This window comes from Pseudomonas sp. JS3066 (genome assembly GCF_036328175.1).
Lineage (GTDB): Bacteria > Pseudomonadota > Gammaproteobacteria > Pseudomonadales > Pseudomonadaceae > Metapseudomonas.
This window is the reverse complement of sequence record NZ_CP143312.1, coordinates 1,376,170-1,395,331: the sequence shown is the minus strand read 5'-3', so window position 1 is coordinate 1,395,331 and position 19,162 is coordinate 1,376,170. Positions and strand designations below refer to the sequence as shown.

Here is a 19,162-nt window from a genome sequence, read left to right as displayed (position 1 = left end):
AAATTTATCGCCTTCATGAGCCCCAAAAACCCTCAGCCCCCCCTAAAAAACCACTTTCAACCTTTACAAAATTCGAACGACATCAATCCGGCCTTCCACACTGGATGATGAAACCTCGGCTGCTTCGAATTCGTATGGTGGCCGGGCATCCGATCTGTCAATGGATAGATCTACAAAATCGAATAGACTGCGATCGGCCAACTGGGAGGGGCTTACGTTTTGTAAACTGTGGAAGATATTTTCCACGCAGCCAGGATTTACCGAGTCCCACTCCGCAATCATCGATTTGATTTTTTTCCTTTGTAGATTCTCTTGTGAGCCACAGAGATTACATGGAATGATCGGATATGCGCTATCGGCAGCAACCTTTGCTATGTCTTTCTCGCGACAGTAGGCGAGCGGCCGGATCACTATATTCCTCTTGTCGTCACTAAGAAGCTTAGGAGGCATCCCCTTCATCTGTGCCTGGAAGAACATGTTTAGAAACAAAGTTTCAACCATATCATCCATATGATGGCCGAGCGCCAATTTAGTGGCTCCAATTTCCTCGGCAAAACTATACAGCGTGCCCCTTCTGAGCCTCGAGCAAAGAGAACAAGTCGTCTTACCTTCCGGAATCTTGCTCTTGACAACAGAGTAAGTATCCTTATCAATTATGTAGTAATCAATCCCTCTACTCTCAAAGTAATCTGGTAATACATGCTCCGGAAAACCAGGTTGCTTCTGGTCAAGATTCACTGCCACAACACTGAATTTTATTTGCGCAACTCGCTGCAGATGCAGCAAGGCATCAAGCATTACAAATGAATCCTTGCCACCACTTACACATGCCATAACTTTGTCGCCATCTTCGATCATCGCGTAATCGACAACAGCCTTACCCACATTGCCGCGCAGCTTTTTACGACGAAGCTCCGCAGCCTTGTTCATCTGTGATGCTTGTTCGCCCATCATCATGAAATCTAGTTTCCGGTTAGTAGCTTTACAAAGCCCATTCACTATAAATATTTGACCTACTTTTGAACACCCCACGCTACATGCGAAGACTTTAGACAGCTGAACACTATCAAAATCGGACGCTAAAAAACCTGTAGCAAAGTGTAATGTTGAGGCCAAGCACTTAAAGTCCGATAGACACCCTAAAATTAATCTTTACAGCAACATCACCTACCGAGATTTGGCCTAGCTATATCATAACAAGATCGTGCCTGCGTTTTATAGAAGACTCTGACCAACGATTACGTTCCGCCTGACCGAGGCACCACAGCGGAAGACGACAGCACGGACTTGGGCTAGCTAGGGGGTCCGCAGATGCCCCAGAGACGCCGATGGCGACAGGCCCGCATCAGCCATTTGGTAAGGCTCCAGTCCGTGGAGATCAAGCCTTCAGCGCAGCCTCGATCTCGGTAAGGTCGTTCATCGTCATACCCATCAGGACTTCGAACGCACTCTTTACTGCTGCTCGATCAGGGCTGGCTATAGCGGCAGCTAGGATGCGTGAAGTGGACTGGATGCGGTTGAGGTGTAGATGTAGATGTAGATGTAGATGTAGATCTTCAGCAGGACGGCAAGATGGTAAGCAAGCCGACCGGTTTCTGTGGGGACGCCCCCGTCATAACCGAGTCGGCCGAGGTCGAGTTCATCGACGAATACATCGACCACGCGCACCGGATTGGTGTCCGCGACGTAGTCATCCAGGCTCTCGGGCAGCAGCGTGCTTTGGCCTCGATGTTCTCCCTGGATGAAACGCTTCATGGCTAGCCCTGCTGAGTTTGACTCCCTCAAATCTCAGCGAGGTCGATGCCAATGTTTTTTACACGGACTGGGCCAAAAGCAGCCTGTAGCCCCCGACTAGCACTAAAAATGGCTTCACAAACGAGACTACTGGGTAGCCATACATAGCAAAGGGGCTTGGTTTTTTAGATGGCCTGATTGCGAACTGAATAATAGAAGCCCAGCACTGTCTCGATGAGTGTTCCGGAAAACACCAGAACCTAACTAAAATATGGGCTTTGAGAAAATTTGCTTACAAATACGCCACGCATCAAGAGAAAAAAGACCGTAAATCCTAATGTGGCCGGCATCCGCTTATTAATGCGCTCAGTCCGTGGTTCTGCTTGTCCGATGCCGCCGCAGACGTGCGCCTGTAAAACGCAGAAGCCCAACCAAAAGTCAGGTTTCTGTGTTAATCGGAGGCAATTGTCGAATCGAGCAATCGTGTATAGCTATTGTTAGTCTGCGCTCGCTCGCAATTTCCCTGAGCGCTACTCGGCGTTGGATCGCTTTATACTGGGAGTCCCATTTCGTTACCAAATCTCTTCAGACCGATTTCCAAGCGGGACAGCAGTTCCTCAGTTTCGCTGGCCGAGATGACGAGAGGTGGGGCGAGAAGTGCCGAGTTGTTGAGCGGCGCTATACCGGCCGGATAAGCAATAAGACCAGCGTCGAAGCAGTGCTGCGTAAAGCGCAGGTTCGGTTGCCGAGCCGAGTCAATCGGCTCCTTCGTGGTGGCGTCCTTGACGAACTCGAAGCCCCAAAGAAGGCCGCGCCCGCGTACGTCGGCCATCCAAGGATAACGAACCGAAAGACCCTTCAGTCCAGATTCAAGCTGGACCGACCGCGCTGCGACATTGTCAAGGATCGCGTGCTCCTCCATGTAGCGGATCACAGCCAGGCAAGTCGCGGCACTCAGCGGGTTGGCACTGAAAGTGTGGCCGAACAGTTTTACCCTCTCACCCAGCACGTCCATGATGCCGTCGCGAATGATCACACCGCCCATTGGCGTGTAGCCGGAGCTCATACCTTTCCCGGTAGCGATGATGTCAGGAACAATCCCATCGTGCTCACACCCGAACCACTTGCCTGTGCGCCCCATACCTGTGATCACTTCGTCGGAGATGAGCAGGATACTGTGCCGATCGCAAATTTCACGTAGCGCTTTGAGGTATCCAATCGGTGGCGTCAATGCGCCCCCAGCCGCACCTACGATGGGCTCTACTATCACAGCTGCAATGGTGTCCGCACCTTGCTCCTGAATGATTCTCTCCCAGACCGACGCACCGAACGTGCCATCATCTGGCACTTCGTAGCGATAGGCATAGGGCGGCGGCGCAACGGCAAATTGATGGAGCAGGTTGGAGTAGTCCCCGCGGCGCGCAGCGTGTCCGGACATTGATAATGAGCCCATCGTCATGCCGTGATAGCTGATGGCTCGGCCCAGGATTTTCGTCTTTTTAGGTTGGCCCCGCTCCCGCCAGTATTGAATGGCAGTTCGCATGGAGAGCTCAGTGGCTTCGGATCCGCTATTAACAAAGAAGACCTTGTTCAAATCACCAGGCGCTAGCTCGACTATTTCTGCCGCCAGCTCTTCTGCAGCTACGCTCGTAAAATGTGTCCGATAGGTGAAACAAACTTGCTGCGCCTGGCGATTCATGGCTGTCAGAACTTCCGGCACACCATGGCCAATCGAAACTGTCATTGCCCCGCCTGATCCATCTATGTAGCCTTTGCCGGAGTTGTCATAGATGAAGACGCCGCGAGCGTGGTGGACGACCGGGAGTGTATGATTGGAGGAGGAAATCAGTGCTGTCATAGTTTATTGAGTACGCAATGAGATTGAGCGACCATACGGACGATCAGCTGACGACATGCTGGAGCTGTTCACTCTTAGCGGCCTGTCATGCTATGGAAAACCGGCATAAGCTGATCGACGCTCCGATCCAGACTGACTCCTACCTCAACCGCCTGACGCCCTCTACCCGATCAGCTTAATGGCTAATCGATGAGTAAGTACGCTCGGAAACTGAAGCCATCAGATCCTTCCTAGTTCCAGTTCGTGCGTAGGGGCAGTTCCAACTACGTCAAGAGCCAGTCGCGTTATGCACTAAGCAGATTTAAAAACGATCAATGATCGCCACCCCTCGTTCCTGGAAGCTATCCATCTTGGGTAAAACGGTTGTGGCCTCTTCTAGAGTAATGGTCCGCCCAATCAATTTTTCCGGCTTCAACTTACCAGCCTCGATCATGGCCAGCATGTCACCGTATTTGTGTGGCTGCAGCCCATAGCTGCCCAGGAGCTGGAGCTCTTTGAGCACGACGCGTCCCATGGGAATGGCCGGCAGAGCCTGATCGCCGGCCAGCAGGCCAACCTGAAGATGCTTCCCTCTCTTCGCAAGGCTTTCAATAGAGTTTCTGCAAGTTACAACGCTACCCAGCGCATCGACCGACACATGTGCACCGCCACCGGTCAAGTCAGCAATCGCACTTGGTACATTGTCGATCTGCCTGGCATTGATTGTCCTGGCGGCGCCGAGTGCACGAGCCAGGTCCAGCTTGTCATCCGCAATGTCGATAGCAATGGTATTGGCGCCCAGCGCCTCGGCAATCATGATTGCAGATAGGCCAACGCCGCCGCAGCCGTGCACGGCGACCCACTGGCCGGGCTCGATCCGTGCTTGGAAGGCCATGGCGCGGAAGGAAGTGGCGAAGCGGCAGCCTAGCCCAGCGGCAGTAGTGAAAGTAACTGCCTCCGGCAGCGCAACGAGATTTTGATCTGCCTTATCGATAGCAACATATTGCGCAAACGAGCCCCAGTGTTTAAAGCCAGGCTGGAACTGGTGATCGCACATTTGCTCGTTACCCGACGAGCATTCTCCGCATGATCCACATACGCCCATGAAGGGCATGGTGACGCGATCACCCACTTTCCACTTCGTTACGCCGAGTCCAACGGCAGCGACAACTCCCGCGAACTCATGGCCGGGAACATGTGGAAGCACGATGTCAGTGTCGTGGCCGACCCAACCGTGCCAATCGCTTCGGCAGACTCCGCTCGCCTTGACCTCAATGACGGCACCGAATTCATACACTTCCGGATCCGGCACGGTTTGAACGGTAATTTTGCCCTTGAATGTTTCATAGACGGCGGCGCGCATTGTTCTTATTCCTGATGCATGTGGGTGAGTTTGAGCTGGGTGTCGCTTTGGCGATTGGGGCGTGCTATTTGCACGACAGCAAAAGCGTTAGGTGGCTTTTGCTTCCTGATAGCTACGCACTGCATCTCCGAATGCTTCGAACAGCTTCTGCGAAGAGCTGTCGGTTTCTGCCCAATATTCGGGATGCCACTGGACGCCCAAGGCAAAGCCACGTGCGCCTTTAACAGACACGGCCTCGATCGTGCCATCTTCGGCTCTAGCCTCGACGACAAGGCCGGGTGCCAGGCGCTCAATTGCCTGTCGATGCAGCGAATTGACCATGGCTTTATTGTTGCCTAGCACTCCGGCGATGCAGCTGCCTTCCTCGATGGAAATCGAATGGCGAATGGCGAATCGATCGTCGCGAGAACCTTCAGGCGACCTATGATCGAATATGCCCCAATTTTCGTGGATATCTCGGCCGAGCGTTCCGCCTAGTGCGACGTTCAGCTCCTGTATGCCCCGGCAAATTGCAAGCAGCGGCATCCCGCGCTCGATGGCAGCGCGGATAAGAGGGATGCTGGTTGCATCACGCGCCTGATCAAACGGCCCGTCGTTCTCCTCTACCACTTCGCCATAGAGAGACGGATGAACATTTGTTGCCGACCCACTCACGATGAGTCCGTCGACTCGGTCGAGCAGGGCATCGGCATCATTGCCCTCGACGAGCGCGGGAACGATGAGGGTCATGAGGTTGGCGACCTTGGTTACTGCACGAACATATTGAGTTTGCGCGCAGTGCCAAGCCGTATTTTCCAGCTCACGAATACATGCGGGTATGGCAACAACTGGCCTTGGCATTTGTGGGGGGCGCTCCCGTTTGTCGTTTGGATTTTTCTGCGTTCTGCCGGTCCGACTTGGCTTGTGAAGCAGGTGATCGAATCCCAATCATCGTTTCTATTTAACTCTTAGATTTCCATTTTGGCAACAATGTTTCCCAAAAGAAATCAGACTTAGGCCGAAACGTAGCCGCATCCCCGAAGGCACGATGGTCAGAGTCTCCGCCGCTAGCGGAAGCAACACGAATAGGCCCTCAGTGGCGGCCGGATTGAGCCCCCTGCACCCCGTGCAAATCCGTACGTGCGGAACGTTCGCAAACCGCTCACCGAACACCTCGCGATGGCCGGTGCCTGACTCGAGGTCGCGGTGTCTCGTCATGACACTTCCCACAGGGACTTTCACCTTCCATCAACTGCCAGCTTGGCTGACGTGCTAATCGCTCGACCTAAACCCCTCAGATCACCAGGCCAGCACGCTGGTGCAGCGGCATCAACGCCCCACCTAGGAGATTCGTCCAGATCAGCGAACGATCTGTTCACCCCCTCGGGCTCCAGAGAGATGGAGCTTTTCGGAGTCCGCCTCCCTAGAGACGGCCTTACGCACCAGAAACGACTAAAGGACTGAAGCGCCCTCCACCCAAAAGGGGACGCAGAGACTGCGTTGCTGCTAGCCCCGCATCTCAGCTGCTTGCGGGCATCGACTGCGATTCCTGATCGAACCATTCAAGGAAATCTCAAGGAAGCCAGCCGTGTTGACAACAGATAAGTCGTGCCCTATAAATACACATGTTTCCTTTTTGGACACATGCAACCTAAAGAGACAGTACGCACTACTTCAGGCGGACGAGTTCAAAACAACAAGCAAGCGGGAGTTCACATGATCAAATATGACTTCACTGGTCGCGTAGCCGTCATTACCGGTGCCGGCGGCGGCATGGGCCTGGCGCTTTCCCTGAAAATGCTCGAAGCCGGTGCGTCCGTGCTAGCGATCGACGTGAAGGGAAAGCCGGCGGAACTGGAAGCAAGCGACAAGCTCATCTATGCACAAGGTGACCTGACTGACGTGCGCTTCGTGAACGAAGCGGTAGGTGCCGCCTTCAACAAGTTTGGCCGTATCGACTACCTGGCCAACATCGCCGGTGTGCTCTGGTTCGGTAAGGACGTGTCGTTGCTCGACATCGACCTTGACGTTTGGGATCAGGTCATGGACATCGACCTGAAATCCCTGGTCCACACCATTCGCGCAGCAGTCCCCTACATGCGGAAATCGGGTGGCGGTTCGATGGTGCACTTCTCCACTGTCCAGTGCCTGCGTGGTGATACCGCGCCACAGGACGCCTATGCAGCATCGAAAGCTGGCATCCCCGCGATCTCCAAGTCGATCGCCATGCAACTCGCCGCTGAAGGCATCCGCTCCAACACCATTTATCCCGGTATCACCCAAACCCCTATGCAGGCGCGCTGGGATACCGCAGATAAGGTCAAGAATGCCGGTAACTACGTTCCGATTGGGCGCGTAGGCGCTCCTGACGATATGGCAAATGCCGCCATGTTCCTGCTCTCCGACGCAGCCTCCTACATCACCGGTACCGACCTCATCGTCGACGGTGGTCTGATGCTCAAATACTGAGCAATTAGAAACCCCGGCGCTTCCCGCCGGGGTTTCCCCCTCAAAAAAATCAAGACTCACCAGCCTAGAGTTGCGGCACGCAATCGTTGATCACCGAAAAGCAACGCATTGACGCTCTAGTTCACCTGCTGCGCGAAGTGATGCTGCGAACCGCCTGAGTGAAAAGACCGCTGAACTCAAATCAGGCATTTTGCAGCCTAGGAGCCATTTACTCTTGCTGCAGATGAGTCTCCTTTCCCATCCTTACCAGAAGATCCGAAAAGGAATAATTGTCAAGAAAAGACAACGATGTGTTCAAAATAGACACACTGTGCTATAAGGGCATACGAAAGGGTACACGTGCCTTCCGCTAACACATCAAAAAGGAAACACCTCAACGTGTCTATTCAGAACGAAATCAGAAATCAGCGCACCTTGAAGGGGATCAGCCTCAGGTCGCTTGCCCGTGAGCTTGGCGTTTCGGCCTCACAACTGTCCAAGGTTGAAACCGGAAAAGCAAAGCTCACTGTCTCGGCCGCCCTCAAGATCGCAGATATCTTGCAGGTACCAGCATCTAAATTTCTTTCCACAGGCAAACCCCAAGCGACGGGGCGACGAACCATTACGCGGAAGCACTCCGGCGCCGCTCAGAACACGCCGGGCATGCATCTTGAAAGCCTGTGTTCAGACTTCAAAGAAGATCATAACTTGTACTGGAACGTGACAATCACGGCATCGAACCTCGACGAAGTTGGGGGATTGAGGCAGCACCCGGGACAAGAGTTCATCTTTGTCGTTTCGGGCAAGCTACAGCTGCTTAGCGCATATTACGACCCCGTAACGCTCGGTGCAGGCGACAGCATTTTGTTCGATTCAGAGCAGCCACATGCCTACGTAGCAGTAGACGGTCCGGTCAACGTCCTCATGGTTAACACAGTGATTTAGCGACCACTGGGTGTTTCCTCCCGTTGGGCTGAGTACGGGCAATCCCTCCTCAGGCCCCGTGCCGCCCAGAGGCGCAGCTTGCTGCTTGAATCGCCCTGGCTTTCCTAGACACTCTCCAAGCTCTGGAAATAGCGCTTTTCAAACTCCACTGGCGATAGCTGCATAGCGCTGCTGTGCCGGCGTTTGGGGTTATAAAACATCTCGATGTAATCGAACACATCACCGCGGGCTTCTTCGCGGGTGCCGTAGGTTTTCCGTCGGATGCGTTCCCGCTTCAGCAACTGGAAAAAGCTTTCCGCGACCGCGTTGTCGTGGCAGTTACCGCGTCGACTCATGCTGCTGATCAGGTTGTTGGCCTTTAGGAAGCTCTGCCAGTCCGAGCTGCTGAACTGGCTGCCCTGGTCGGAGTGGATCATCACTTCCTGCCTGAGCTTGCGCCGCCACACCGCCATCAGCAACGCATCGATGGCCAGGTCGCTGCACATCCCCATCCGATTACCTGGCGCGAAAACAGATCCAGCACCACTGCCAAGTACAACCAGCCCTCATAGGTGCGGATGTAGGTGATGTCGGTGACCCAGACCTTGTTCGGCTCGGCCTGCTGATCATCTACCTGCTGCCGCTGTGCTTGGGGCTTGCTGTAGCGCTTTACCCAGGCGTACAGGCTGTGCGCGGGCACGCCTAGACGCTCCGCCACATCGGCAACGCGCAAACCGCGTTCGGTGACTTGCTTGACCGCTTCGATCTTGAATTCTTCGGGGTAACGCTGGTTGCTCATGGCACCTCCTAAGGAAACTCCGAACAAGTCAGCGACGGGCAGCCGATTGGCGACCGAATCGATTTTTAGCCCGGTCTTCGGCGACAGACTTCACCAGAAACCCGGCTTTTGACCGGGTTTCTGCGTTTTACAGGCGCACCTCTCCCGTTTCAGCCAGCAACTCTCGGCGGGCCATCCATAGATTCGACAGGGCGAACAAGGTGACCAGTTGCGCAGTGTTCTTGGCCAGGCCCCGGAAGCGCACTTTGGTGTAGCCGAACTGCCGTTTGATCACCCGGAATGGATGCTCGACCTTGGCCCGCACCTGCGCTTTTGCCTTCTCGATCTTGCGCCTCGCCTTGTACAGGGCACTGCGTTTGCTCAGTTGTTTGTAGGTGCTGCGCCGGGCGGCGATCTGCCAGATGACCTCACGCCCGGCATGCTCGGGACGTTTCTCCACCCCGGTGTAGCCCGCATCGGCACACACCACGTTCTCCTCGCCGTGCAGCAGTTTGTCGACCTGGGTGACATCGGCCACGTTGGCCGCCGTCCCCACGACGCTGTGCACCAGGCCGGACTCGGCATCGGCGCCGATATGTGCCTTCATGCCGAAGAAGTACTGGTTGCCCTTCTTCGTCTGGTGCATCTCCGGATCACGCTTGCCTTCCCGGTTCTTGGTCGAACTCGGCGCATGAATGATCGTGGCATCAACGATGGTGCCCTGGCGCAGTGACAACCCGCGCTCGCCCAGGTGGTCGTTGATCACCGCCAGGATGCCCGCGGCCAATCCGTGCTGCTCCAGCAGGTGGCGGAAATTCATGATTGTCGTGTCTTCCGGGATGCTGCCCTGGGTCAGCGACAGCTGGGCGAACTGACGCAGCGAGGTGATCTCGTACAGCGCTTCCTCCATCGCCGGATCGCTGAGAGCGAACCAGTTCTGCAGCAGGTGGATGCGCAGCATGGTTTCCAGCGGATACGGCGGACGGCCATTGCCCGCCTTGGGGTAGTACGGCTCGATCAGCGCCAACAGCCCGGCCCAGGGCACCACTTGCTCCATCTCCGCCAGAAAGCGCTCGCGCCGGGTCTGTTTGCGTTTGCCGGCGTACTCGGCATCGGAAAAGCTCATCTGGGTCATGCGGCAGGGCTCAGGTTCTGCGGGGGCGTCATTTCAGCAGATCGGTCGGGACTTTTCCGGAGTTTCCCTAATGGGCCGTATTATGAGGCCTGGAGGTGTCTACGAAACTAGGGGCGATTCAAACCAAGCCGGGGCTGGCCTACGCCTGTTACCCGCGGGGGAATCAGTATCATTGCGATACAGTAAGTAACGTAGGGACGCACGGCGAGCTTTCCGACAGCATAAATGCTCTGGATACCCTCATTAACCTATCAATCTTTAAACTGAAGTTAACAACCGCGACATGATGATATTTAAACTCTGATTTGACGATGCAGCGATAAATTATAGGTATACGGCCCAAGCTTATCTCAGATCGCGCAGGCCGTAGATTGCTCATCCTTACAACTTGATCCAGGTAGTCTTCAGTTCAGTGTATTCATCAAGGGCATAAAGGGACTTGTCCCTCCCATTACCCGATTGCTTGACTCCCCCGAAAGGCGTGGTGATGTCGCAGTCGTTGTAACAGTTGACATACACAACACCCGCGCGCAATTCACGGGAAATCTTATGCGCATCGGATAAACGGTCTGTCCATACACCCGCCCCGAGCCCATAGGGGCTGTCGTTGGCAACTGCAACCGCTTCGTCCACATTGGCGACAGGAATCACCGACAGCACGGGACCGAAAACTTCGTCTCGAGCAATCTCCATCCCGTTGGAGACGTTGTCAAAGACAGTTGGCACAACATAGGAACCGCCGGTTTCAGTCAGCGCACGCGCCCCGCCCGCTACGAGTGTTGCACCGTCCGCTTTTGCCCGTCCGATGAATCCCATCACACGATCAGCATGATTGGCATCCACTAGCGCCCCCATCCGCGTGGCCGGGTCAAGCGGGTCCGCAGGCTGGCGCCGCTTTGCGACTTCGGCAACAATCTCTACAACCTGTTTATGGATTGAGCGTTCAACTATCAAACGAGATGGAGCGATGCATACCTCGCCCTGGTTGTTGAACATGCTCTCGGCTGCGGTCACAGCCGCTTTTTCAATGTCGCCGTAAGAGGCGAGAATAATATTTGGACTCTTGCCTCCGAGCTCCAGACAAACTCGTTTGAGGTTGCTCTTCGCAGCGTACTCAGTGAGAAGTCGCCCGGTCGCCGTGGATCCAGTGAAGAAAACACCATCAACATCCATATGGCAGGCGAGCGCCTTGCCGGCAGCCCCACCAAGTCCGGGCACAACGTTGAACACCCCTTCGGGAATGCCCGCCTCCAGCGCCAGTTGGGCTAGGCGAATGGCTGTCAGAGGTGATTGCTCAGCTGGTTTGAGGACTACAGAGTTCCCAGTTGCCAGTGCCGGTGCAGTCTTCCACGCGGCGGTAAGCATAGGAAAGTTCCATGGCACGATAGCGCCTACTACTCCCAGTGGCTCCCGGGTGATGAGCGCTAAATCTGTCGCTGCTGTTGGCGCAATCTGCTCATAAAGTTTATCGATTGCCTCCGCATACCATTCGAAACAATTCGCCACTGCCTCGACATCAACGCTGCGCGATGCAGTAATGGGCTTACCCATATCGAGCGTCTCCAAGAGCGCCAGTTCATCTCGATGATGGCGAATTAGCGCAGCGAACACCTGGAGAGTGCGCTTGCGGGCAACCGGAGATTGCCCCGACCAACGCCGATCGCGAAATGCAAGGCGCGCAGCAGCAACAGCTCTGTTGATGTCTGCGTCGCCGCCTGCAGATACTTTTGTCAGAAAACGCCCATCTACCGGCGACACACAATCGAAAGTATGTCCCGACTGCGCTTCAACCAGTTTTCCATCGATTAGGCATCGACCTTCGAGCTGGATGCTGTCAGCACGATCCCGCCAGTAGGCGGCACCAACCAAGTTTGTTGTCGCTTTTTCCATATCATCACCGGATAATTTCGATTTAGGCGAATGCGCAAAGCGGAAAATAATTGACTGACCTGCCTCCCCTTATAAAAGCAGGTCAGCAATCCTACCAATGTTTTAATTCATATGATTAAGTATGGCAGCAAAGCGACGTGGCGCTTTCAATCTCATGATTACGGCCCCTCCACTCCCCACCACAAAAGCGACGATGAGTATTACGACTATCGTTACATTGACCTTATTATATCCAACACTTCCAGTAAGCGCAGACAGGTTACTGAAAGCGATGTAGAGAAAACCAATCAGACCAATAAAGGATAATGCAGGAGAGATCTTAGTTGCCCAAGTACTTGACGGTTCCGGACGTCGAGCAAAGAAGCAGATTATCGAAAAGCACGCCAGGGCGACGATAATCATGTAACCCAAAGTACCAGCGGCAGCTCCCCACGCGTATATTTCTGTTACGGGATCGAACCCCATAATTGCAGCTGCAAGCAGGAGACTAACCGATACAAAAGTCTGTACTGCCGATGCAATATAAGGTGACGCATGGGTTGCATGCACCTTTGCGAGTTGGGCCATTAGCACGCCGCAACTTCCAAGGACATACTTATAGCGCGCGACGATGTTGTGAATGGAAATCACCACGGCAAAAAGACTGGTTATTAGCAGCACTTGAGCCAGATCGTGCATCACATGCCCGAGGTACCTAGTCAATAGATCTAAATACATACTCCCGGCATTTTCCGTCGAAATCCGGACAACATCATCCATGCCTACGCCGACAACCACGCACCACAAGGAAATAAAATAGAGAAGCGTGATAAATATAACGGCGATATATGTAGCAAGAGGAATCGAACGCTCAGGATTATGCGCCTCTTCTCGGTATACCACTGTCGACTCAAATCCGATGAAACCGAAAATCGCGAAAAGAATACCTAAGCCAGGGGAACCTGACAGGAAGGCAGAAATCTCAAAGGGCGTAGTATCCATACCCGCCACCCCAACAGTCCCAATAACCGATAGATTGAGAATTAGGATTACACCAATTTCCAATATAAGCGCTACCCCAAGAACCTTGGCACTTAGCTCAACGTTCCGATAGCCCAAAAATCCTACGAACGCCACAATACCAATGGTGTACAACCACCAAGGTAGTGAAATACCCAAAAGACCTGATAGCGCGTCACTCAACGCAACTCCGATATACGCCTCAAGCGCAATCAAGATCAGCGTGTAAGACATCACTGCGAGCGATGCAGCCCCCAATCCTACTACACGTCCCATTCCTTTGAGTATGTAGGCGTAAAACGCTCCAGCATTCTCAATATATTTAGACATCGAGACAAAACCAATGGAAAAGAGAAGCATCACGACCCCCACGTATAGTGCATCCATGGGTGCCGCGATACCATTCCCGAGCCCAATGATCAACGGACTCACACCAACCATCACAGTCAACGGTGCTGCGGTAGCAACCACCATCAAGGCTATCCCAATCGGCCCAAGGTTTCCCTTGAGTTGTGTTGATACAGGCGACGTCATGATTTTTATTCTCCCCTGCTAACAGTTAACACAACTTCTTTGAGAAGTTCTATCTATTACTACTTCTGGCTCCAGCCTCCATCCCAACCAAATCTTCGTTTCGCAGTTGGGATTACGAGATGCTCGAACCAATTTAAGATTTCAAGTGGCCTAAACTCGAAAGAGCTAATCTTAATTTCTTCAAAATGAATCAAATCCTCCTCTGGAATTTCGGCGCCAGCCTCAAATCTTGACACTGCTTTAGCTGCGTGCTCAACATGACCGAGAGACTCGTAACGACCATCCTCTACGAGTGATATTGCGCTCTCTCTAAGGAATCCAGCTTGATCCAATCCCGACAACTCTGGGTGATACTGCACTCCCCAGAATGTGGACCTTCCATGATTAATCTCAACCGCTTGAATAAAACGTTGATTTCGAGCAGTAACAATTGCTCCATCTGGAAGTCGAGTCACCTCATCCGAATGAAAAGAAAATACGTCAAAACCATTTTTCCTTGAAGTATGCATTGGGTGGCAACTTCCATACTGGGTCAACTCAATTCCCGAGGCAAACGGGGTCTCACACGAGCAATCCGCAGCACGGCTCGGAAGCACTTCCCCTCCTGCTGCAACAATTGCCAATTGCAATCCCCAGCAGACACCAAACATAGGAGTACCCGAAGCAAATGCTGCCTCGGCAAACTCTATCTGCCGTAAATTTCCCGGCTCTCGCTCGTATATGTGAGAATTGGAGCCCGTAAAGAGGATGCCGTCATAGACTCCTAAAGGAAGAATCCGAAGGGGGCCAGGATCCGCAGGAAATGCAATATCGGTCTGTATTTGCGGATTGTAATGCTTCAGCAGTCGCTCGAAATGCTTGCCTGGAGCGCACCCGAGATGCTTCTTGAAAGAGGCACGATCGGCCTCAGTATTACCATCACAAATAAGAATTCTTAGCTTTTCCATGGATCCTCCCCCTTGCGTCTAGATCATGAAATTTTGATTGCGAGTTCAGGGCAATTGGCACATGCCTTCTTTACGCTTTCCTGGAGCTCAACCGGAACAGTTTCGTAACCGGCCTTCACTCGGGAATAACCCTCGTCGTCAATTTCAAAGACTTCAGGGGCGAAATAGACACAACGTGCATGACCTTGGCAGCGATTGTTATCAACAGTTACTTTCATGCTTCTTCTCCCGTTTTTAAAAAGCGAGTTTCAAGGGCCCAACACCGTGCCATTTCTCGGACGGATCGGCGGGTTTGAACTGGGGAACAGCACGCAGGAACTCCTCAATACCTACTACGAGTTCTCGGCGCCCAAGGTTCGAGCCAAGACACCGGTGAATACCACCACCAAATGCCAGGTGCCGGTTTTCTTGCCGCTCAATATCAATCTTGTCCGGGTTCGGGAAAATCTCCTCATCTCGATTACCAGCGCCAAAAACGAGCATTACACGCTCACCCGCCTTGATATCCTGACCGCGAATAACGGTATCTTTCAGGCAAGTTCGTGCCATTACCTGAACAGGAGATAGAGTCCGCAGAAACTCTTCGCAAGCCAACGGGATCAGCTCAGGGTTATCGCGGAGCTTCTGCTGATCTTCTGGATTGTTTGCCAGATACCAAAGACCAGCTCGGATAGACCAAGCAGTGGTATCCAGGCCAGCCAGAAAGAGGAGATAGCAATAGCGCAGTAATTCGTCTCTGGTGAGCGGGCGACCGTTGATCTTGGCTCGGCAGAGATAGTCCATCAGATTGGCCGACTCGCCGTCATCTTTCCAGTTATCGAGCAGGTTCTCAAAATAGCTGAAGACGTCTTTACTGGCCTGAAGTGCGACTTCTGGTTTTTCGACTCGCTCATAAATGATGTCGTCAACCCATTTATCGAATTTCGGCCAATCCTTCTCAGGGTAACCCGCAAGACGACTAAAAATGATAGTTGGGAGCGGCCGAGAATAATGGTAGGACGCGTCAGCGCCTGAGCCTTCCTTTACGAAATCCTCAGCCAATTTTCGTGCCGTATCCCGAATAGGCTGTTCGAGCTTCTTCAATTCTTGCGGCGTGAACAGCGGCAGGAGAATACGGCGGTAAGCAGTGTGCTCCGGCGGATCGATATCGATTGGAGGAAGCTGAATCCCCTCCGAAACCGACGGAACCATCATAGAGGGATATACCGAAAAGGCTTCCGGATCTTGCTCCGCGGCGAAAATATCGTCGCTCTTGGTTAGAAACCAGAAACCACCGTAGTTTTCACTGCGACCCACCGGGCACCCGTTACGAAGGGTGGAATAGGTTTCGAAAATCTCATCAAGTGCCTCACCATGAAAATCGAAATTCCTCGCCACTTCATTTACGTCTTTCATAACTATATCCTTTATTTAATCTTTCAATATTCGCCTTCTATTTTTGAAGGTCAGGCACCTGGGCGCCCCATCAAATAATGTCGAGGTAACGCGCCAACTCCCAATTATTCACATATCCATTGGCCTGCTTGACTTCCCACACTTTCATCTGGGCATAGTGCTCAACAAACTCTTCCGGGAAAATAACTCGCGCCATTTCGCTATCGCGGAAGATCTTGGTAGCCTCTTCCAATGACGTCGCGAGCGGACGTGCGAGTTCCGGCGATACTTTATAAGCGTTACCAAGGATGGGATCTTTAGGCTTGAGTTTGTTCTCAACGCCGTAGAGCCCCGACAGTAGGCTTGCCGCAACAACCAGATAAGGGTTGGTATCGGCCCCCGGGATCCGATTCTCGACCCGAGCGGCCGCTCCGGCGGATGTGATCGCACGGTGCGACACAGTGCGGTTGTCGAATCCCCAGGACGAATTACCGCCCGCCCAAGATGCCCCAGCCGTCCGCTTGTAGGAGTTGATATTCGGCAAATAGATCGCCGACATTTCTCGGGCAAGCGCAACCATGCCAGCAAGGAAGTTGTAACCAACCTCCGACAGCGCAGATGGATTCTCGGGGTTAGCGAATACCGGAACACCTGCTAGGTCCGTCAGGCTCATATGGACATGGCCGGAAGAACCGGACCACTCTGCATTAGGCTTCGCCATGAAGGTCGCTGTCATGCCATGCTTTGCGGCAATCTCCTTGATGCCGTTCTTGACAAAAATTGCATCATCCGCCGCCTTAAGTGCATCGTCATACTTGATGTTGATCTCGTACTGACCTGGGCCGTGCTCACTATTCGTCGCTTCTAATACGATCCCCGCATCTCGCATGTATTTGCGAACTTCACCCATGATGTCCGAAGAACTAGAGTGATGAAGCATGCTGTAGCAGTGACCGCTCTTTTCCACCGGATTAATGCTGCGCCACTGATCTTGCGAAATACTCGCGATAGAATCGTTCAGCAGATAAAACTCAAACTCGTACGCCGCGTAGCACTTGTAACCAAGCTGTTTTGCTTTTTCGGTGGCTTTACGAAGAAGATTCCGAGGCGAGAGATTCAGCGGCTCGCCATTGAGATGCTGAATATCGCAAAGCACGGATGCAGTTTTTGCCTGCCAAGGGACCAGCGAGAGAGTCGAAAGATCGGGGATTAGGGCGATATCCGGATACCCAGAATCCCAGCCAGTAAATTCCAAACCATCGACCAAGTGATCGGCAACATCCCATCCAAACAAAATATTAGAGATATTGGTCCCATCAATAGCCGCTTTGTTCAGAAAATAATCAGAACCGACTTGCTTACCGCGCCAGACTCCATCTATATCGACCGCCCCCAGCCTAATTGTGTCGACATTGTGCTTCTCAATGAATTCTCGGACTTGCAGGATCTGTTTCTTGTTTTCTTCGTTCATTTTTATCACCTGTTACTGTCAAGGCTTCGCATCGTATTAGGCTGGGCAAGAACTAACGAGATCTATTCCAAGCCTTTAATTAATTGTAGAACTCTTGGGTGATCGCTTTTGATCTGACCGATCTTTTGAGCGCCTCGAGGACTACCAATCGGGCCGTCGCACCCGGGCAACACTGTACTGAAGAACTCACGGGCTTCTCGCAAGTCCTGGTCATCACTTTCTGCGTCGACATAGCAAATAGCCGTTACCGGACAGACCGATTCGCAAGCGCCACACTCAGTACATTCATCGGGCTGAATCCAGAGACGCCCCTCAGCTTCATAAATGCAATCCACCGGGCAAACATCGACACATGCTTGGTCTCTGCTTTGTATGCACGGATCAGAAATGACGTAAGGCATTAGTTCACCTCATTCGTACTATGGCTGGGCAGCACCGAGAGTTCTGGCGAAATTACGGCAGCAGCGTGATTGACCGCGATTGCCGCCTCGCCAAAACCGACCGCAATCAAACGCACCTTGCCTGGATACTCGCTGACATCGCCAATGGCGAAAACGCGAGACATTTTGGTTTCCATATTTGGCTTAACCGGAATTCGGAAGCCCTCTATCCCGAGGCCCCAACTCTCCATCGGTCCCAAATCAGAGTGAAAACCCAGCGCCATGACAAAACTGTCAAAGTTCAGGATTTCTTTATTATCCCCACTCCAAAGTTCAAGAAACTCCTGGCCATTTTCTTCGTGGTACGCGACAACCTCGCCCGGAGCGACAACACGCACACCACTTTCATACATTTCATTCACACTTGCTTCGTGGGCTCGGAAACGTGCACGACGGTGAATAACAGTGACCGATTTAGCGCGGGGCGCCGCAGCGATTGCCCAGTCGACGGCACTGTCGCCACCACCAGCAATGACGACATCGTTGCCATCGAGTACCGACAGATCAGGTACGAAATGCATGATGTTGGGAGAGTTAACTTCCTCCAGAGCAGGAAGCGAACGAGGCGTGCACTTCCCCAGACCAGCAGCGATAACCACAGCCTTTGCGGTGTAATGGTTTCCCCGGTCGGTCGTAATGCTGAAGGTGTCGTCCGAGAGGATTTCCAGACCGACAATCAGCTCAGAGAGATAGAGGTCGTAATCCTGGCGCTGCGACTGCTCCAGGAGGTTTTTCACGAAGTCGCCCCCCTTGATGCCGGGAAACCCCGCAACATCATGGATCAGCTTCTCCGGATACATTGTCGCCACCTGCCCGCCGACCTGCGGCAACCCGTCAAACAGGGCCGTTTTGAGCCCCCTAAAACCAGCGTAGTAGGCCGCGTACAGACCGATCGGGCCCGCACCAACGATTACCAGGTCATATTCTTTGGCGTTGCTCATGTTCCAACCACCTTTGTTGTCGCTTTTGTGTATCCTAATTCGAAACATGTTTCCCAGCAAGAACTTTTGGAGACATTCGTAAACACAGAAAGCTATTGCTTTAAAATCAATGAGTTAAGCCAGGAAATGCGGGGTATTTTCAGGGTTCGGCGGCGAAGAGAAGCCCGTCCTAACCATGTGAAACATCAGGAAGGGAGGCCCCAATGACCAAGAAATTTGGTCCTAATAGCTGTGAACTTCTGCCGCTTGCGCTCAGCTCAATGGGGACATCAAGGTGCGGATTGGGATGAAGCGCTCGGCATCAGCCCACCGGTCGGCACCTCCCTTGAGCAAGAAGCAGCGGCCTGCCTCTCTCGGGTAGAGGTCCC

General features: G+C 53.1%; 15 protein-coding genes and 2 pseudogenes. 2 read left to right on the top strand and 15 right to left on the bottom strand.

Going from position 1 to position 19,162, the window contains the following annotated elements; genetic code table 11:
- Positions 1-63 precede the first annotated feature (63 nt).
- From ttcA to SA496_RS06615, 5 genes and pseudogenes are all read right to left on the bottom strand, one after another.
- A complete protein-coding gene (gene ttcA, locus SA496_RS06635; protein ID WP_161969107.1) occupies positions 64-951 on the bottom strand; it encodes a tRNA 2-thiocytidine(32) synthetase TtcA in 888 nt (295 codons plus the stop codon).
- Positions 952-1,533: 582 nt separating this feature from the next.
- A pseudogene (locus SA496_RS06630) lies at positions 1,534-1,755 on the bottom strand (IS5/IS1182 family transposase); the annotation flags it as partial.
- Between the two features lie 529 nt (positions 1,756-2,284).
- Positions 2,285-3,592: an aminotransferase family protein gene (locus tag SA496_RS06625; protein WP_073664645.1), complete on the bottom strand. Its 1,308-nt coding sequence runs from the start codon at positions 3,590-3,592 to the stop codon at positions 2,285-2,287.
- A gap of 301 nt (positions 3,593-3,893) precedes the next feature.
- A complete protein-coding gene (locus SA496_RS06620) occupies positions 3,894-4,934 on the bottom strand; it encodes a zinc-dependent alcohol dehydrogenase family protein (protein ID WP_073664646.1) in 1,041 nt (346 codons plus the stop codon).
- 87 nt (positions 4,935-5,021) lie between these two features.
- Positions 5,022-5,774: a gamma-glutamyl-gamma-aminobutyrate hydrolase family protein gene (locus tag SA496_RS06615; protein ID WP_073664647.1), complete on the bottom strand. Its 753-nt coding sequence runs from the start codon at positions 5,772-5,774 to the stop codon at positions 5,022-5,024.
- 855 nt (positions 5,775-6,629) lie between these two features.
- On the opposite strand from SA496_RS06615, the gene SA496_RS06610 reads away from it, so the two are divergent.
- Positions 6,630-7,382 (top strand): SDR family NAD(P)-dependent oxidoreductase, encoded by a 753-nt coding sequence (locus SA496_RS06610; RefSeq protein WP_073664648.1) that lies wholly within the window; start codon positions 6,630-6,632, stop codon positions 7,380-7,382.
- 378 nt (positions 7,383-7,760) lie between these two features.
- Entirely contained in the window at positions 7,761-8,306 is a 546-nt protein-coding gene (locus SA496_RS06605) for a helix-turn-helix domain-containing protein (RefSeq protein ID WP_073664649.1), read from the top strand.
- 104 nt (positions 8,307-8,410) lie between these two features.
- Here SA496_RS06605 and SA496_RS06600 read toward each other — a convergent pair.
- From SA496_RS06600 to SA496_RS06555, 10 genes and pseudogenes are all read right to left on the bottom strand, one after another.
- A pseudogene (locus SA496_RS06600) lies at positions 8,411-9,084 on the bottom strand (IS3 family transposase).
- A gap of 127 nt (positions 9,085-9,211) precedes the next feature.
- Entirely contained in the window at positions 9,212-10,198 is a 987-nt protein-coding gene (locus tag SA496_RS06595; RefSeq protein WP_003449698.1) for an IS5 family transposase, read from the bottom strand.
- Between the two features lie 381 nt (positions 10,199-10,579).
- A complete protein-coding gene (locus SA496_RS06590; protein WP_073664650.1) occupies positions 10,580-12,088 on the bottom strand; it encodes an aldehyde dehydrogenase in 1,509 nt (502 codons plus the stop codon).
- 102 nt (positions 12,089-12,190) lie between these two features.
- Positions 12,191-13,621 carry an APC family permease gene (locus tag SA496_RS06585; protein ID WP_124128043.1) on the bottom strand — a complete coding sequence of 477 codons (1,431 nt, stop codon included), beginning with the start codon at positions 13,619-13,621 and terminating at the stop codon, positions 12,191-12,193.
- Between the two features lie 59 nt (positions 13,622-13,680).
- Positions 13,681-14,568 (bottom strand): type 1 glutamine amidotransferase, encoded by an 888-nt coding sequence (locus tag SA496_RS06580; RefSeq protein WP_073664652.1) that lies wholly within the window; start codon positions 14,566-14,568, stop codon positions 13,681-13,683.
- Between the two features lie 23 nt (positions 14,569-14,591).
- The gene (locus tag SA496_RS06575) at positions 14,592-14,786 is read right to left on the bottom strand and encodes a ferredoxin (RefSeq protein ID WP_073664653.1); all 195 of its coding nucleotides are present in this window, start codon (positions 14,784-14,786) and stop codon (positions 14,592-14,594) included.
- A 16-nt stretch (positions 14,787-14,802) separates the two neighbouring features.
- Positions 14,803-15,963 (bottom strand): cytochrome P450, encoded by a 1,161-nt coding sequence (locus tag SA496_RS06570; RefSeq protein WP_073664654.1) that lies wholly within the window; start codon positions 15,961-15,963, stop codon positions 14,803-14,805.
- Between the two features lie 70 nt (positions 15,964-16,033).
- Positions 16,034-17,413: a glutamine synthetase family protein gene (locus tag SA496_RS06565; RefSeq protein ID WP_073664655.1), complete on the bottom strand. Its 1,380-nt coding sequence runs from the start codon at positions 17,411-17,413 to the stop codon at positions 16,034-16,036.
- Between the two features lie 62 nt (positions 17,414-17,475).
- Positions 17,476-17,814, bottom strand: a complete 339-nt coding sequence (locus tag SA496_RS06560; RefSeq protein WP_073664656.1) for a DUF362 domain-containing protein — start codon at positions 17,812-17,814, stop codon at positions 17,476-17,478.
- Positions 17,814-18,794, bottom strand: a complete 981-nt coding sequence (locus tag SA496_RS06555; RefSeq protein WP_073664657.1) for an NAD(P)/FAD-dependent oxidoreductase — start codon at positions 18,792-18,794, stop codon at positions 17,814-17,816. Before SA496_RS06555 ends, SA496_RS06560 begins: the two co-directional genes overlap by 1 nt.
- Between the last annotated feature and the right edge of the window lie 368 nt (positions 18,795-19,162).

What these genes read in the sequence shown, in the direction of transcription:
- ttcA (WP_161969107.1), bottom strand. Translation starts at nt 951, where the DNA reads ATGGGCGAACAAGCATCACAGATGAACAAGGCTGCGGAGCTTCGTCGT.
- SA496_RS06625 (WP_073664645.1), bottom strand. Translation starts at nt 3,592, where the DNA reads ATGACAGCACTGATTTCCTCCTCCAATCATACACTCCCGGTCGTCCAC.
- SA496_RS06620 (WP_073664646.1), bottom strand. Translation starts at nt 4,934, where the DNA reads ATGCGCGCCGCCGTCTATGAAACATTCAAGGGCAAAATTACCGTTCAA.
- SA496_RS06615 (WP_073664647.1), bottom strand. Translation starts at nt 5,774, where the DNA reads ATGCCAAGGCCAGTTGTTGCCATACCCGCATGTATTCGTGAGCTGGAA.
- SA496_RS06610 (WP_073664648.1), top strand. Translation starts at nt 6,630, where the DNA reads ATGATCAAATATGACTTCACTGGTCGCGTAGCCGTCATTACCGGTGCC.
- SA496_RS06595 (WP_003449698.1), bottom strand. Translation starts at nt 10,198, where the DNA reads ATGACCCAGATGAGCTTTTCCGATGCCGAGTACGCCGGCAAACGCAAA.
- SA496_RS06590 (WP_073664650.1), bottom strand. Translation starts at nt 12,088, where the DNA reads ATGGAAAAAGCGACAACAAACTTGGTTGGTGCCGCCTACTGGCGGGAT.
- SA496_RS06585 (WP_124128043.1), bottom strand. Translation starts at nt 13,621, where the DNA reads ATGACGTCGCCTGTATCAACACAACTCAAGGGAAACCTTGGGCCGATT.
- SA496_RS06580 (WP_073664652.1), bottom strand. Translation starts at nt 14,568, where the DNA reads ATGGAAAAGCTAAGAATTCTTATTTGTGATGGTAATACTGAGGCCGAT.
- SA496_RS06575 (WP_073664653.1), bottom strand. Translation starts at nt 14,786, where the DNA reads ATGAAAGTAACTGTTGATAACAATCGCTGCCAAGGTCATGCACGTTGT.
- SA496_RS06570 (WP_073664654.1), bottom strand. Translation starts at nt 15,963, where the DNA reads ATGAAAGACGTAAATGAAGTGGCGAGGAATTTCGATTTTCATGGTGAG.
- SA496_RS06565 (WP_073664655.1), bottom strand. Translation starts at nt 17,413, where the DNA reads ATGAACGAAGAAAACAAGAAACAGATCCTGCAAGTCCGAGAATTCATT.
- SA496_RS06560 (WP_073664656.1), bottom strand. Translation starts at nt 17,814, where the DNA reads ATGCCTTACGTCATTTCTGATCCGTGCATACAAAGCAGAGACCAAGCA.
- SA496_RS06555 (WP_073664657.1), bottom strand. Translation starts at nt 18,794, where the DNA reads ATGAGCAACGCCAAAGAATATGACCTGGTAATCGTTGGTGCGGGCCCG.